Source organism: Shinella sp. H4-D48, assembly GCF_022637395.1.
In the GTDB taxonomy this organism is placed as follows: domain Bacteria; phylum Pseudomonadota; class Alphaproteobacteria; order Rhizobiales; family Rhizobiaceae; genus Shinella; species Shinella sedimenti.
On record NZ_CP093337.1, the window covers coordinates 3,396,875 to 3,410,436 of the forward strand.

The 13,562-nt window shown below is 64.9% G+C and carries 11 protein-coding genes; 6 read left to right on the plus strand and 5 right to left on the minus strand.

All coding sequences use genetic code 11. The annotated features are described in order from the left end of the window. Positions 1-2: 2 nt before the first annotated feature. From MNR02_RS16780 to MNR02_RS16795, 4 genes are all read right to left on the minus strand, one after another. Positions 3-1,637, minus strand: coding sequence for an ABC transporter ATP-binding protein (locus MNR02_RS16780; protein WP_241947583.1), 1,635 nt, complete (start codon positions 1,635-1,637; stop codon positions 3-5). Further along, positions 1,634-2,773 carry an ABC transporter permease gene (locus tag MNR02_RS16785; RefSeq protein WP_241599383.1) on the minus strand — a complete coding sequence of 380 codons (1,140 nt, stop codon included), beginning with the start codon at positions 2,771-2,773 and terminating at the stop codon, positions 1,634-1,636. Before MNR02_RS16785 ends, MNR02_RS16780 begins: the two co-directional genes overlap by 4 nt. Then, complete coding sequence (locus MNR02_RS16790; RefSeq protein ID WP_241599380.1) at positions 2,773-3,849, minus strand: microcin C ABC transporter permease YejB; 1,077 nt, start codon at positions 3,847-3,849, stop codon at positions 2,773-2,775. The genes MNR02_RS16785 and MNR02_RS16790 overlap by 1 nt, the downstream gene beginning before the upstream one ends. A gap of 137 nt (positions 3,850-3,986) precedes the next feature. Then, positions 3,987-5,834 carry an extracellular solute-binding protein gene (locus tag MNR02_RS16795; protein ID WP_241947584.1) on the minus strand — a complete coding sequence of 616 codons (1,848 nt, stop codon included), beginning with the start codon at positions 5,832-5,834 and terminating at the stop codon, positions 3,987-3,989. 224 nt (positions 5,835-6,058) lie between these two features. On the opposite strand from MNR02_RS16795, the gene mepA reads away from it, so the two are divergent. The 6 genes from mepA (at position 6,059) to MNR02_RS16825 (ending at position 12,161) form a co-directional block, all read left to right on the plus strand. Then, complete coding sequence (mepA, locus tag MNR02_RS16800; RefSeq protein WP_241948906.1) at positions 6,059-7,069, plus strand: penicillin-insensitive murein endopeptidase; 1,011 nt, start codon at positions 6,059-6,061, stop codon at positions 7,067-7,069. Positions 7,070-7,239: 170 nt separating this feature from the next. Further along, positions 7,240-7,623: a methylglyoxal synthase gene (locus MNR02_RS16805; protein WP_241599375.1), complete on the plus strand. Its 384-nt coding sequence runs from the start codon at positions 7,240-7,242 to the stop codon at positions 7,621-7,623. A 60-nt stretch (positions 7,624-7,683) separates the two neighbouring features. Further along, entirely contained in the window at positions 7,684-8,709 is a 1,026-nt protein-coding gene (locus tag MNR02_RS16810) for a glucokinase (RefSeq protein ID WP_241947585.1), read from the plus strand. Positions 8,710-8,829: 120 nt separating this feature from the next. Further along, entirely contained in the window at positions 8,830-10,650 is a 1,821-nt protein-coding gene (locus tag MNR02_RS16815) for an ABC transporter ATP-binding protein (protein WP_241947586.1), read from the plus strand. Further along, entirely contained in the window at positions 10,647-11,465 is an 819-nt protein-coding gene (gene dapB / locus MNR02_RS16820) for a 4-hydroxy-tetrahydrodipicolinate reductase (protein ID WP_241947587.1), read from the plus strand. Before MNR02_RS16815 ends, dapB begins: the two co-directional genes overlap by 4 nt. Before the next feature lie 60 nt (positions 11,466-11,525). Further along, positions 11,526-12,161 (plus strand): 2,3-bisphosphoglycerate-dependent phosphoglycerate mutase, encoded by a 636-nt coding sequence (locus MNR02_RS16825; protein ID WP_241599365.1) that lies wholly within the window; start codon positions 11,526-11,528, stop codon positions 12,159-12,161. A 62-nt stretch (positions 12,162-12,223) separates the two neighbouring features. Here MNR02_RS16825 and MNR02_RS16830 read toward each other — a convergent pair whose 3' ends face one another. Then, the gene (locus MNR02_RS16830) at positions 12,224-13,492 is read right to left on the minus strand and encodes a glycerate kinase (protein ID WP_241947588.1); all 1,269 of its coding nucleotides are present in this window, start codon (positions 13,490-13,492) and stop codon (positions 12,224-12,226) included. Between the last annotated feature and the right edge of the window lie 70 nt (positions 13,493-13,562).

Genomic DNA, 13,562 nt, shown 5'->3' on the forward strand with positions numbered 1-13,562 from the left:
TGCTACTGGCTGATTGCCTCGCTGCGGATGGCTTCGAGGTTGAAGGCGGCGGCCATCAGGGCCTTGGTATAGGCTTCTGTCGGCCGTTCTATGATGTCCTTTGCCGGACCCTTCTCCACCACGCGGCCGCTGCGCATGACGATGATATCGTTGGCGAGCGCCCGCACGACCTTGAGATCGTGGCTGATGAAGAGATAGGCGAGATTGTGCTTTGCCTGCAGGTCGCGCAGGAGTTCGACCACCTGCGCCTGCACGCTCATGTCGAGTGCGGAGGTCGGCTCGTCGAGCATGACGAATTCCGGTTTCAGCACCATGGCACGGGCAATCGCGACGCGCTGTCGCTGGCCGCCGGAGAATTCGTGCGGATAACGCCAGCGGGTGGCCGCATCGAGGCCGGTTTCCTCAAGGGCTGCGGCGACGCGCCGGTCGCGCTCGCCCTCCGACAGTGACGGCTCGTGGATCTTCAGGCCCTCCGCGACGATATCGGCGACCGACATGCGCGGCGACAGCGAGCCGAAGGGGTCCTGGAAGACGATCTGCATGCGCCTGCGCAGCGGCCGCATCTCGGCAAAGGAATGACCGGCAATGTCCTGCCCGACAAAGGCGATGCGGCCCTTTGAGGCTATGAGCCGCGTCAGGGCGAGGCCGAGCGTCGTCTTGCCGGAGCCGGATTCACCGACCACGCCGAGCGTGTGGCCGGCGCGCAAAGTAAGATCGATACCGTCGACCGCCTTCACATTGTCGACCACGCGGCGCAGGAAGCCCGCCTTGATCGGAAACCAGACCTTGACGTCCTCGGCCTGCATGATGACCGGCTGGCTGTCGTCGGCCGGGCGCGGCTCGCCCTTCGGCTCGGAGGCCAGGAGATGGCGCGTATAGGGATGCTGCGGGTTGGTGAAGATCTCCTCGACCGGGCCGGTCTCGACGATCTTGCCCTTGGTCATCACGCAGACCCGGTCGGCGAACTTGCGAACGATGCCGAGGTCGTGGGTAATGAAGAGCATGGACATGCCGTGCTCTTCCTTGAGGTTCTTCAGCAGCTCGAGGATCTGCGCCTGCACGGTCACGTCGAGCGCCGTCGTCGGCTCGTCGGCGATCAGCAGTTCGGGCCGGTTGGCGAGCGCCATGGCGATCATCACGCGCTGGCGCTGACCGCCGGACAGTTCGTGCGGATAGGCGGCAAGGCGCTTTTCCGGCTCGCGGATACCGACCTGGTTCAGCAGTTCCAGGATTTTCGTGCGCGCGGCGGCACCCTCGATATCCTGGTGCAGCTTGAGGATCTCGCCGATCTGCCGCTCGATGGAATGCAGCGGGTTAAGCGAGGTCATCGGCTCCTGGAAGATCATGGTGATGTCGTTGCCGCGCACGTCGCGCAACGCGGCATCCGACGCCTTCAACAGGTCCTGGCCCTTGAAGAAAATTTCGCCGGACGGGTGGCTGGCGGCGGGATAGGGCAGCAGGCGCAGCACGGAATTGGCCGTCACCGACTTTCCGGAGCCGGATTCGCCGACCAGCGCCACGACCTCGCCGCGCCTGATGTCGAAGGAGACACGGTCGACTGCAAGCGTCGTGTTGCCGCCCTGGTGGAAGGCAACCGACAGATCGCGGACGGACAGAATGGTTTCGGGAGCGCTCACCGGAAGGTCTTCCTCGGATCGAAGGCGTCGCGCGTCGCTTCGCCGACAAAGATCAGCAGCGACAGCATGACGGACATGACGACGAAGGCGGTGAGGCCGAGCCACGGCGCCTGGAGGTTTTCCTTGCCCTGCGCGATCAGCTCGCCCAGTGACGGCGATCCCGGCGGCATGCCGAAACCGAGGAAGTCGAGCGAGGTCAGCGTGGTGATCGAGCCGGACAGTATGAAGGGCAAGAAGGTGAGCGTGGCGACCATGGCATTCGGCAGCAGGTGCCGGTACATGATCGTGGCGTTGCCAACCCCGAGCGCGCGGGCGGCCCGCACATATTCGAAATTGCGCGCGCGCAGGAATTCCGCGCGCACCACGCCGACGAAGCCGACCCAGGAAAACAGCAGCATGATGCCGAGCAGAATCCAGAAACCGGGCGGCAGGATCGAAGCGATGATGAGCAGGATGTAGAGCACCGGCATCGAGGACCATATCTCGATGAAGCGCTGCATCAGAAGGTCCGTCCAGCCACCGAAATAGCCCTGTACGGCACCGGCGGTGACGCCGACGACAGCCGAGCATATCGTCAGGGTGAGGCCGAACAGCACGGAAATGCGGAAGCCGTAGATGACGCGGGCGAGCACGTCGCGCGCCTGGTCGTCCGTGCCCAGCCAGTTGAGGTTGCTGAGGGTGCAGTTCGGGTCCGCCGCCCCGCCGGGATAGCCGGCGCAGCGCTCTTCCTTCGACATCAGCCAGAACGGCGCGGTCGGCGCGGAATGCGGGATGTTGGAATTGGTGGTGCTGTATGAATAGCGGATCGGCGGCCAGATCATCCAGCCATTGGCCTCGATCTCCTCGGCGATGAAATCGGAGCGGTAGTCCGTCGTCGCGAGAAAGCCGCCGAATTTTTCTTCCGGATAGTCGACCACCACGGGAAAGAGGATTTCGCCCTTGTAGGAGGCGATGATCGGCCGGTCGTTGGCGATCAGCTCGGCGCACAGGCTCAAGACGAAGATGACGAGGAAGATCCAGAGCGACCAGTAGCCGCGCCGGTTCGCCTTGAAGTTCTCCCAGCGGCGCAGGTTTGTCGGGTTCAGCAGACCCTTGCGCGGCGGGGCGACGGGTTGCGTGTCGGCAACGGCGCTCATCACACATCCCTCCGGTCGAAATCGATGCGCGGATCGACCCAGGTATAGATGAGATCGGAGACGAGGCTGACGACGAGGCCCATGAGGGAGAAGATGAAGAGCGTGGCGAAGACGATGGGATAGTCGCGGCGCACGATGGAATCATAGCCGAGGCGGCCGAGGCCATCGAGCGAGAAGATGTATTCGATGAGCAGCGAGCCGGTGAAGAAGGCCGAAATGAAGGCGCCCGGGAAGCCGGCGATGATGATCAGCATGGCGTTACGGAAGACGTGGCCGTACAGCACCTGCCGCTCGGTCAGTCCCTTGGCGCGCGCCGTCGTGACATACTGCTTCTTGATCTCGTCGATGAACGAGTTCTTGGTGAGCAGCGTCGTCGTGGCGAAGGCCGAAAGCAGAAGCGTGATCAGCGGCAGCGTCATGTGCCACATGTAGTCGAGCGGCTTCTGCCACCAGGTCAGGCTGTCGAAATTGTCGGAAACGATGCCGCGCAGCGGGAACCAGTTGAAGAACGAATTGCCGGCGAAGACCACGATCAGCAGGATGCCGAACAGGAAGCTCGGCACCGCATAGCCGACGACGATGACGCCCGATGTCCAGACGTCGAAGGTGGACCCGTCCTTGACCGCCTTCCTGATGCCGAGCGGAATGGAGATGGCATAGGAGAAGATGAGGATCCACACGCCGAGCGAGATCGAGACCGGCATCTTCTGCGCGATGAGGTCGATCACCGAGGTGTTGCGGAAGAAGCTCTCGCCGAAATCGAAGCGGATGTAGTCCCACATCATCGTGAAGAAGCGCTCGAGCGGCGGCTTGTCGAAGCCGAACTGCTTTTCGAGCTTGGCGATGAATTCAGGATCGAGCCCGCGCGCGCCGCGATAGGCGCTGTCCTGCCCGACCTCCTGGACCATGCTGCCGCCGCCGGAAAGCCGGTCGCCGCCGCCCTGGCTGGTCAGGTCGGAAATGACCTGCTCGACCGGCCCGCCGGGCGCGAACTGCACGATCGCGAAGGAAATGGCCATGATGCCGAAGATCGTCGGAATCATCAGCAGGATGCGGCGCAGGATATAGGCGCCCATCAGCGATCACCCTCCGGAATGCACCGCGTCGATGTCAAGCCGCTCAAGCCCGATCCTTCCGTTCTTCCGCCGCCATCGAGGCGGTGATTCGTCATCGCTATATGGAGCCCAGCCGGCGGGCCGGCGCAACCCCCGCCTCAGTTCGCCGCGTCTTTCGACCACCAGACGCCCGGGAAGCCGAGACTGTAATAGGGCAGTTCCTGCGGGTGAGCGAGGTTGTTCCAGTAGGAGACGCGCTGTGCCTTCGAATAGAACAGCGGGATCACATAATTGTGCGCCAGCAGCACGCGGTCGAGCGCATGGGTCGTCGCGATCAGTTCCTCGCGGTCCGGGGCGAAGATGATCTTGCGGATGAGCGCGTCGATGGCGGGATCGGCGATGCCGGCATAGTTCTTCGAGCCTTCCTTGTCGACGGAGGTCGAGCCCCAGTAGTCGCTCTGCTCGTTGCCGGGAACCAGCGACTGCGCCCAGATGCCGTAGATCATGTCATAGTCGAAGCTGCGCACGCGGTTGGTGTATTGCGAGGCATCGACGGTGCGCATCGTCGCCGTGATGCCGATCTTCTTCAGGCTGTTGACGAAGGGCGAGACCGTGCGCTCGAAGGAAGCGCTGGGCAGCAGGATCTCGAAGGTGAAGGGTTGGCCGGTCTTGGTATCGACGAGGCTGTTGCCCTTGAGTTCGTATCCCGCCTCCTTCAGGAGCGCGAGCGCCTTGAGCAGGTTTTCGCGCACCTTCTTCGGCTCGCCGTTGACGGGGTTGGTATAGGGTGTGGTGAAGACGGACGCCGGCACCTTATCCTTCAGTTCTTCCAGGATTTCCTTCTCGCGTCCCTCGGGCAGGCCGGACGCGGCAAGCTCGGTGCCCCAGAAATAGCTGTCGACGCGCTGATAGGCGTTGTAGGCGAGGCTTCGGTTAAGGTCCTCGAAGTCGAAGGCGTGATTCAGCGCCTCGCGCACCCGCTGGTCCTTGAATTTGTCGCGCCGCATGTTCGGCACGAAGGCCTGCATGATGCCGGCGGCTCGCAGCGGGTTCTCGATCTCCTCGCGGATCACACGGCCGTCCTTCGCGGCCGGGAAGTCATAGGCGGTCGCCCAGTGGCTGGCGCTGTTGTCCTGATAGAACGAGACATTGCCGGCGCGGAAGGCCTCGAATTCCACGTTCTTGTCGCCGAAGAACGTGTAGCTGATGATGCGGAAATTGTTCTGGCCGACATTCACGTTGAGGTCCTTGCCCCAATAATCGTCGCGCAGTTCGAAGCGGATCGAGCCCCCGGCCTGGAACGACGCGATCTTGTAGGGACCGGACCCCATGACCGGCTCCAGCGTGGTGCGGCCGATGTCGCGCTTGTTGCCCTTGGCGTCCGTGCCTTCCCACCAGTGCTTCGGCACGATGGGGAACTGGCCGAGAATATTGGGCAATTCGCGGTTGTTCTTCTCGTCGAAGCGGAAGGTGACGTCGCGCTCACCGCTCTTTTCCGCCGAAACGACATGGCGGTAGTAGTTGGCGAGCAGCGGATTGTGCTCCTTCGACTTGTCGAAGGAGAAGATCACGTCCTCCGGCGTCACCGGTTGGCCATCCGCCCACTTCGCCTCCGCGCGCAGCCGGAAAGTCGCGCTCGAAAAGTCGTCGGGATAGGAGACGCCCTCGGCCAGCAGGCCGTAGGAGGCCGTGATCTCATCCTCGGCGGACTTCAGGAGCGTGTCGAAAACGAGGGAACCGACGCCGGTCGCCGCCTCGCCCTTTGCGAGGATCGGATTGAACGTGTCGAAGGTGCCGGTTTCGGAGAGCTTCAGCTCGCCGCCCTTCGGCGCATCGGGATTGACATAGTCGAAGCGCTCGAAACCGTCGGGGCGCTTGAGGTCGCCGATCGTGGAGATGCCGGTGCGCCAGACGGGACTTGCGGCGTCCTGCGCCGCGCCCGTCGTGGCCGTGAGCGCCAGAGCCAGCGCCGCCGTGACCAATGTTCTCCCGAAGGCTACCTTCATGCGTTTACCCTTTCATGATGTTTGCCGAAGCTTGCCGCAGAGAATAGGCAAAATCCGGGCAAATGACAGGCCTGCCATGAAAGCGGCGATTTTTGCCGCCCCTATCCGGCACGACGATTCACTTCTGCGAAAGGATGATCCTTTAGCCTTTCGCAACGATGACGCATCGAGACGGACCCATGCCCATGCTTGCCCGACTGACAACCTGCCTGATCGCCGCCGGCATGACGCTGACGGCGCTCGCCTTGCCGCTCGCCGCCGAGGAACGGCCCGCCAAGGAGCTGTTCGGCGCCAAACGCCTGCCGGCCAAGATGGCGACGGCGCCCTACGGCTCCTACGCCAAGGGCTGCATTGCCGGCGCGGTTGCCATTCCCACGGACGGGCCGGGCTGGCAGGCGATGCGCCTGTCGCGCAACCGGCGCTGGGGCCATCCCAACATGATCGCGCTTCTGGAGCAGTTTTCGCAGGATGCCCGGCAGATCGGCTGGCCCGGCCTGTTGCTCGGCGATATCTCACAGCCGCGCGGCGGACCGATGCTGTCGGGCCACGCCTCGCACCAGGTCGGTCTCGATGCCGACATCTGGTTCACGCCGATGCCCGATCACCGGCTGTCGGCCGAGGAGCGCGAGAAGCTGCCCTTCACCTCCATGCTCGACGAAAGCAAGTTCCTGACGGTCGATTCGCGGCGCTGGACCTCCACGCATGCCCGCCTCGTCATGAAGGCCGCGAGCTATCCGCAGGTCGACCGCGTCTTCGTCAATCCGGCAATCAAGAAGAAACTCTGCGAGACCTGGCAGGGCGACCGTGCACTGCTCGGCAAGGTGCGGCCGATCTACGGCCACGATGCGCATTTCCATATCCGCATCAAGTGCCCTGAAGGTTCGCCCGGCTGCAAGCCGCAGGCAAAGGTGCCGCCGGGTGACGGCTGCGACGCCTCGCTCGCCTGGTGGTTCACCAAGGAGCCGTGGGCCAAGGCGAAGCCGAACCCCGGCGCCAAGCCGGTCAAGCCGCGCTATGTCACCCTGTCTGACCTTCCGAAGGCCTGCAGCACGGTTCTCGCCGGCGCATCACCCGCCTCCGAACAGGAAGTGACCTATCGCGGCGGCAGCGCGGCAACGGCGCTCGCCTTCTCGGGCAGCGACCAGAGCGCGGGCGCAGCCGTCGAGGCCATCATCAACGCCGATACCACCCTGCCGGCCATCGTGCCAATCCCGATCCCGCGTCCGTTCAACTAACAGCCAGCGCTTCAAAAGCCCCTCCTCCGCCTGTCGGTACCTTCTCCGCGCCGAGAGATGGCGGCAACGGGATGAGGGGCACCACGCACAGGGCTTTTCAAGGTCCTGCCGCTTTTGTATAAAGCGATCAAATCGATTTAAATTTCCCCGCCACTCCCGGAGAAACGTCCATGTCTCGCCAGAAATGCATCGCGCTCATCGCGCATGACGAGAAGAAGGACGATATGGCAGCCTTTGCGGCGCGGCACGAAAAAATGCTGTCGCAGGCGCGGATCGTCGCGACCGGCACAACGGGTGGACGGGTGCTGGAGGCCTGCCCAGGCCTCGACGTGACGCGGCTCAAAAGCGGACCGCTCGGCGGCGACCAGCAGATCGGCGCCCTCATCGCCACCGGCGAGGTCGATCTTCTCATCTTCTTCGTCGATCCGCTGACGCCCATGCCGCATGACGTGGACGTGAAGGCGCTGATGCGGCTCGCCATCGTCTACGACATCCCGATGGCGCTCAACCGTGCGACGGCCGAAGATCTGCTCGTCGCCGCCACGACCGGTTGACGACATCCCTCAGCGACGGTAGCGAAAAAGCGGACCCCACCAGCAGAACGGAACAGCTCGATGGCACGGCCGGCCGACAACGACGCGAATTTCCCCTTCCCCATCCTCGTCGGCGATATCGGCGGCACCAATGCGCGCTTCTCGCTTTTGCTCGACGCCTTTGCCGAGCCCAAGCAGTTCCCCATCGTCCAGACCGCCGATTTCGCCAATATCGATCAGGCCCTGCAGCAGTGCATCCTCGACAAGAGTTCCGTGCAGCCGCGCTCGGCCATTCTGGCGCTGGCGGGCCCCATCGAGGGCGACGAGGTACCGCTGACCAATTGCCCCTGGGTGGTCAGGCCGCGCGACATGATCGCCAATCTCGGCTTCGAGGATATACTGCTGGTCAACGATTTCGAGGCGCAGGCGCTGGCCGTGGCCTCGCTCGACGACGCCAACCGCGAGAAGATCGGCCCAGGCACGGAGCGTCAGACGGCCTCGCGCGCCGTGCTTGGCCCCGGTACGGGTCTCGGTGTGGCCGGCCTGGTCTACGCCCGCCATAGCTGGATCCCGGTGCCTGGCGAAGGCGGCCATATCGATGTCGGCCCGCGCAGCGAGCGCGACTATCATATCTGGCCTTTCCTGGAGCCCATCGAGGGGCGCATCTCCGCCGAACAGCTGCTTTGCGGCCGCGGCATCATGAACATCTACCGTGCCGTCTGCGCCGCCGACGGCGTGGATGCGCCGCTGCAGAAACCGTCCGACGTTTCGGCCCGGGCGCTGGCACAGGACGACCGTGCCGCCATCGAGACCATCGCGCTGTTTTCCACCTATCTTGGCCGCGTCGCGGGCGACATGGCGATGATCTTCATGGCCAAGGGCGGTGTCTTCCTCGCCGGCGGCATCTCGCAGAAGATCCTGCCGGCGCTGCGCGGCCCGGAATTCCGCGCCGCCTTCGAGGACAAGGCGCCGCACAGCGCGCTGCTCAAAACCATCCCGACCTATGTCGTCACCCACCCCGTCGCCGCGCTCGCAGGGCTTGCCGCCTTCGCGCGCATGCCGGACCGTTTTGGTGTTGCAACCGAGGGACGCCGCTGGAAAAGGTGACGTCCCACGCCGCGCCGGACAGCCCGGCAGAGTAGCCAAAGGGGGATCGAGCCCCTATAGAGCGGCCAGCAGGGCGGTTTTTCCATCGCCCGCCGTCGAGACCGTTCAGGAAGCAAGTCATTGGCCGATCAGAGTCGAACCGAGCGCAAATCCATCAGTTCCGACACCGTCGCCACCGTGCTCAAGCGTGTGATTGCCGAAAACGGCCGTGATCACGTTCGCGGCTATGCCATAGCGATCGGCTGCCTCGTGGTGGTGGCGCTTACCACGGCCTTCACCGCCTGGATCATGGAATCGGTCGTCAACGAGGCCTTCGCCAACAAGCGCGCCGACCTCGTCATGATCATCTGCGGCGCGATCTTCGTGGCCTTCGTGCTGCGCGGCTTTGCCACCTATTTCGAAGCCGTCATCCTTTCGAAGATCGGCAACAACATCGTCGCGCGCTACCAGCGCCGCCTCTATTCGCACCTGATGGCGCTCAGCGTCGGCTATTACAACGAATCCCGCTCGGCCTATCTGGCCGCGCAGATCAGCCAGAACGTCACCGGCATTCGCGACGTGCTGAACATGACGGTGACCTCGCTTGCCCGCGACGTGCTCACACTCGTGGCGCTGATCGGCGTGATGATCTCCAAGGACTGGCTGCTGACGCTGCTGGTCTTCGTTGTCGCGCCGCCGTTGCTGCTTGGCCTGCGCTATGTGTCGAAGCGCCTGCGCAGCGCGACACGCGACGCCGTGGAACTCAACAGCCACGTGCTGGGCGCCATGCAGGAGACGGTGCAGGGCATCACCATCGTCAAGGCCTTCACCATGGAGGCCCAGCTCAAGGATAAGGTCGAGACCATCATCGGCCAGGCGGAAAGCCGCTCCAACCGCATCGCGCGGCTGACCGAGCGCACGGCACCGATGACCGAGACCTTCGCCGGCTTCGCCATTTCGGGCGTCCTTGCCTATGCCGCCTATCGCTCGATCTATGACGGCGTGATGCCGGGCGCGTTCTTCTCCTTCGTCACGGCGCTGCTGATGGCCTACGATCCGGCACGGCGCCTCGCCCGCCTCCAGGTCTCGCTCGAACGCGCCGCCGTCAACGCCCGCATGATCTACGAGATCCTCGACATCCAGCCGCGCCAGGCCGACCGCGCCGATGCCAGGCCGCTGGCGATCAGCGATGCGACGATCACCTTCCGCGACGTGCGTTTCGGCTATACGGATAACGACACCATCCTGAAGGACGTGTCCTTCACGGCGGAGGGCGGCAAGACGACGGCGCTTGTCGGCCCCTCGGGTGCCGGCAAATCCACCGTCATCAGCCTCATACCGCGCTTCTACGATCCGGCGGCGGGCGAAATCCTGATCGACGGGCAGGACATCGCGCATGTGACGAAGCAGTCGTTGCGCAACGCCATCGCCTATGTGTCCCAGCAGCCCTACCTGTTTGAAGGCACGATCCGCGACAACATCCGCTACGGCCGGCCGGACGCCACCGATGCCGAGATCGAGGAAGCCGCGCGCCATGCCTATGCGCACGATTTCATCCTCGCCCAGCCGCTCGGCTACGACACCCCGGTCGGCGAAAACGGTGTGACGCTCTCCGGCGGCCAGCGCCAGCGTCTGTCGATTGCCCGCGCGCTGGTGCGAAACGCACCGATCCTGCTGCTCGACGAGGCCACGTCCGCGCTCGACACGGAATCGGAGCAGGCGGTGCAGAAGGCGCTGGACGAGGCAATGAGCGGGCGCACCGTCGTCGTCATCGCGCACCGGCTGTCGACCGTCGTGCGCGCCGACAAGATCATCGTCATGCAGGCCGGCCAGGTCGTCGAGGAAGGCACGCATGCGGCGCTTGCGGCGCGTGAAAACGGGCTCTACGCTCGCCTCAACAACCTTCAGGCGCCCACTGCCGGCGCCGCGCAGACATCACAGGAAACGGGAGCCGGGATATGAGCGGCAACGCAATGAAGCTGGTCGTCGTCGGCGCAGCCGGCCGCATGGGCCAGACGCTGATCCGCGCCATCAACGCCATCGAGGGCGCGGAACTCTTCGCCGCCATCGAGCGCGAGGGCTCGCCCTTCGTCGGGCGTGACGCGGGCGAACTTGCAGGCCTCGGCCCGATCGGCGTTGCCATAACGGACAAACCGCTCGAGGCCTTTGTCGCGGCTGAAGGCGTGCTCGACTTCACCGCGCCGGCCGCGACCGTCGAATTCGCCGGCCTCGCCGCGCAGGCTCGCATCGTGCATGTCGTGGGCACCACCGGCTGCTCGGCTGCCGACGACGAGAAGATCAAGGCCGCCGCGCGCCATGCCCGCATCATGAAGTCGGGCAATATGAGCCTCGGCGTGAACCTGCTCAGCGTGCTGACCGAGACCGCTGCGCGCGCGCTCGGACCCGATGACTGGGACATCGAAGTCCTGGAAATGCACCACAAGCACAAGGTCGATGCGCCCTCCGGCACCGCACTGCTGCTCGGCCAGGCCGCCGCCAAGGGTCGCGGCATTTCGCTTGCCGACCATTCGGTGCGCGTACGCGACGGCCATACCGGCCCGCGCCCTACCGGCACGATCGGCTTTGCCACGCTGCGCGGCGGCTCCGTCATCGGCGAACACTCCGTCATGATTGCCGGCGAGGGCGAGACGGTGACGCTGTCGCACAGCGCGACAGACCGCACGATCTTCGCGCGCGGCGCCGTCAAGGCGGCACTGTGGGCGCGCGACAAGAAACCCGGCCTCTATTCGATGCTCGACGTGCTCGGGCTCGGCTGACCCATCGACCTCATTTCGCACCGTTTTCGAGACGGTGCCGCAACCTCGGGAGACAACCTTATGAGCGGAACCCTTGTCCTCGTTCGCCACGGCCAGAGCGAGTGGAACCTGAAGAACCTCTTCACCGGCTGGCGCGACCCTGACCTCACCGCGCTTGGCGTCGAGGAAGCCAAGACGGGCGGCAAGGCGCTGGCCGAGACCGGCATCAAGTTCGACGTTGCCTATACGTCGGACCTGTCGCGCGCCCAGAAGACGCTGAAGATCATCCTTGACGAAATCGGCCAGCCGGGCCTCGAGACGATCCGCGACCAGGCGCTGAACGAGCGCGACTATGGCGATCTCTCGGGTCTCAACAAGGACGATGCCCGCGCCAAGTGGGGCGAGGAGCAGGTCCATATCTGGCGCCGCTCCTATGACGTTCCCCCGCCGGGCGGCGAAAGCCTGCGCGACACCGGCGCCCGCGTCTGGCCCTATTATCTCACAGACATCCTGCCGCGCGTGCTGCGCGGCGAAAAGGTGCTGGTCGCCGCGCACGGCAATTCGCTGCGCTCGCTGGTGATGGTGCTGGACAAGCTGAGCAAGGAGGAGATCCTCAAGCTCAACCTCGCGACCGGCGTACCGATGGTCTATGTGCTGAATGCCGATTCCACGGTGAAGTCGAAGGACGTTCTCGGCGACATGTCCGGCGCGCACTGAGCCACGCTTCAAGACGGAACGACACTTTCAACCCCGCCGCTTCCGGCGGGGTTTTGTTTTGCCTACTGGATGAGGATGGCGCGGAAGTCGTTGACATTCGTGCCGGTCGGGCCGGGCACGAAGAGGTCGCCCAGCGCATCGAAGGCGGTCCAGCTGTCGTTGCGCGCCAGGAATTCGGCGGCGTCCTTGCCCTTGTCGGCAAGGCGCGCAACCGTGGTGCCGTCGGCAAAAGCACCGGCATTGTCTTCGGAACCGTCGATGCCATCCGTATCGGCGGCAAGCGCCGAAAGGCCGTCCAGACCATCCGTCGCGCAGGCGAAGGAGAGCAGGAATTCGCCGTTGCGGCCGCCCTTGCCCTTGCCCTTGATCGTCACCGTTGTCTCACCGCCCGACAGGACGACGACGGGTTTGTGGAACGGCCGGTCGCGGCGCACCACCTCGGCGGCGATGGCGGCATGCACGCGGCCCACCTCGGCCGCTTCGCCCTCGATGGCATCGGACAGGATGACGGCCTCGACGCCGGCCTTACGGGCGGCATCCGCCGCGGCTTCCAGCGAGACCGCGGCAGACGCCACCAGCTTCACTTCGTTGCGGGCAAAGCAGGCATCGCCCGGCAGCGGGGGCTCATCCTGGCCGGCCTCGATATGACGCATCACGACCTCGGGCAGATCGAGGCGGTAGCGTTCGATGAGGCGCAGCGCGTCGGCGCGGGTGGTTTCGTCGGCAATGGTGGGGCCGGAGGCCACGAGGGCGGGATTGTCGCCCGGAATATCCGACACGACGAGCGAGACGACGCGGGCGGGGTGGGCCAGTTCGGCCAGCCGGCCGCCCTTGATGCGCGAGACCTGCTTGCGCACGGCGTTCATGGCGCTGATCGGCGCGCCGGAGGCAAGCAGCGCCTTGTTGACGGCGATCTCGTCGGCCAGCGTCAGGTCGCCAGCCGGCGCCGGCAGCAACGCCGAGCCACCGCCGCAGATCAGCGCGACCACGAGGTCGTCAGCAGTGAGATCGCGCACGGCGGCCATCAGCCGGCCGGAGGCGGTCAGCCCGCTCTCGTCGGGCACGGGATGGGCGGCTTCAAGGACCTCGATGCGCTCGCAGGCGACGGCGTAGCCGTAGCGCGTGACGACCACGCCGGTCAGCGGCGCGTCCCACAGACGCTCGAAAGCGCGCGCCATCTGCGCGGCGCCCTTGCCGGCACCGATCACCACCGTGCGGCCTTTCGGCTTTTCCGGCAGATTGGCCGCCAGCACCTTCTCGGGATCAGCGGCAGCGACCGCGACGGAGAACAGCTCTTCGAGAAAGGCACGCGGGTCTGCGATTACGGGCATCTGGCTCCTCCGGGTCTGCGCTGCTCTTATAAAACATAACCCCTCATCCGCAAGCCGGCGTCGCCTCCCG

Coding starts and splice junctions, on each gene's coding strand:
- MNR02_RS16785 (WP_241599383.1), bottom strand. CDS start 2,773: ATGAGCGCCGTTGCCGACACGCAACCCGTCGCCCCGCCGCGCAAGGGT.
- MNR02_RS16790 (WP_241599380.1), bottom strand. CDS start 3,849: ATGGGCGCCTATATCCTGCGCCGCATCCTGCTGATGATTCCGACGATC.
- MNR02_RS16795 (WP_241947584.1), bottom strand. CDS start 5,834: ATGAAGGTAGCCTTCGGGAGAACATTGGTCACGGCGGCGCTGGCTCTG.
- mepA (WP_241948906.1), top strand. CDS start 6,059: ATGACGCTGACGGCGCTCGCCTTGCCGCTCGCCGCCGAGGAACGGCCC.
- MNR02_RS16805 (WP_241599375.1), top strand. CDS start 7,240: ATGTCTCGCCAGAAATGCATCGCGCTCATCGCGCATGACGAGAAGAAG.
- MNR02_RS16810 (WP_241947585.1), top strand. CDS start 7,684: ATGGCACGGCCGGCCGACAACGACGCGAATTTCCCCTTCCCCATCCTC.
- dapB (WP_241947587.1), top strand. CDS start 10,647: ATGAGCGGCAACGCAATGAAGCTGGTCGTCGTCGGCGCAGCCGGCCGC.
- MNR02_RS16825 (WP_241599365.1), top strand. CDS start 11,526: ATGAGCGGAACCCTTGTCCTCGTTCGCCACGGCCAGAGCGAGTGGAAC.
- MNR02_RS16830 (WP_241947588.1), bottom strand. CDS start 13,492: ATGCCCGTAATCGCAGACCCGCGTGCCTTTCTCGAAGAGCTGTTCTCC.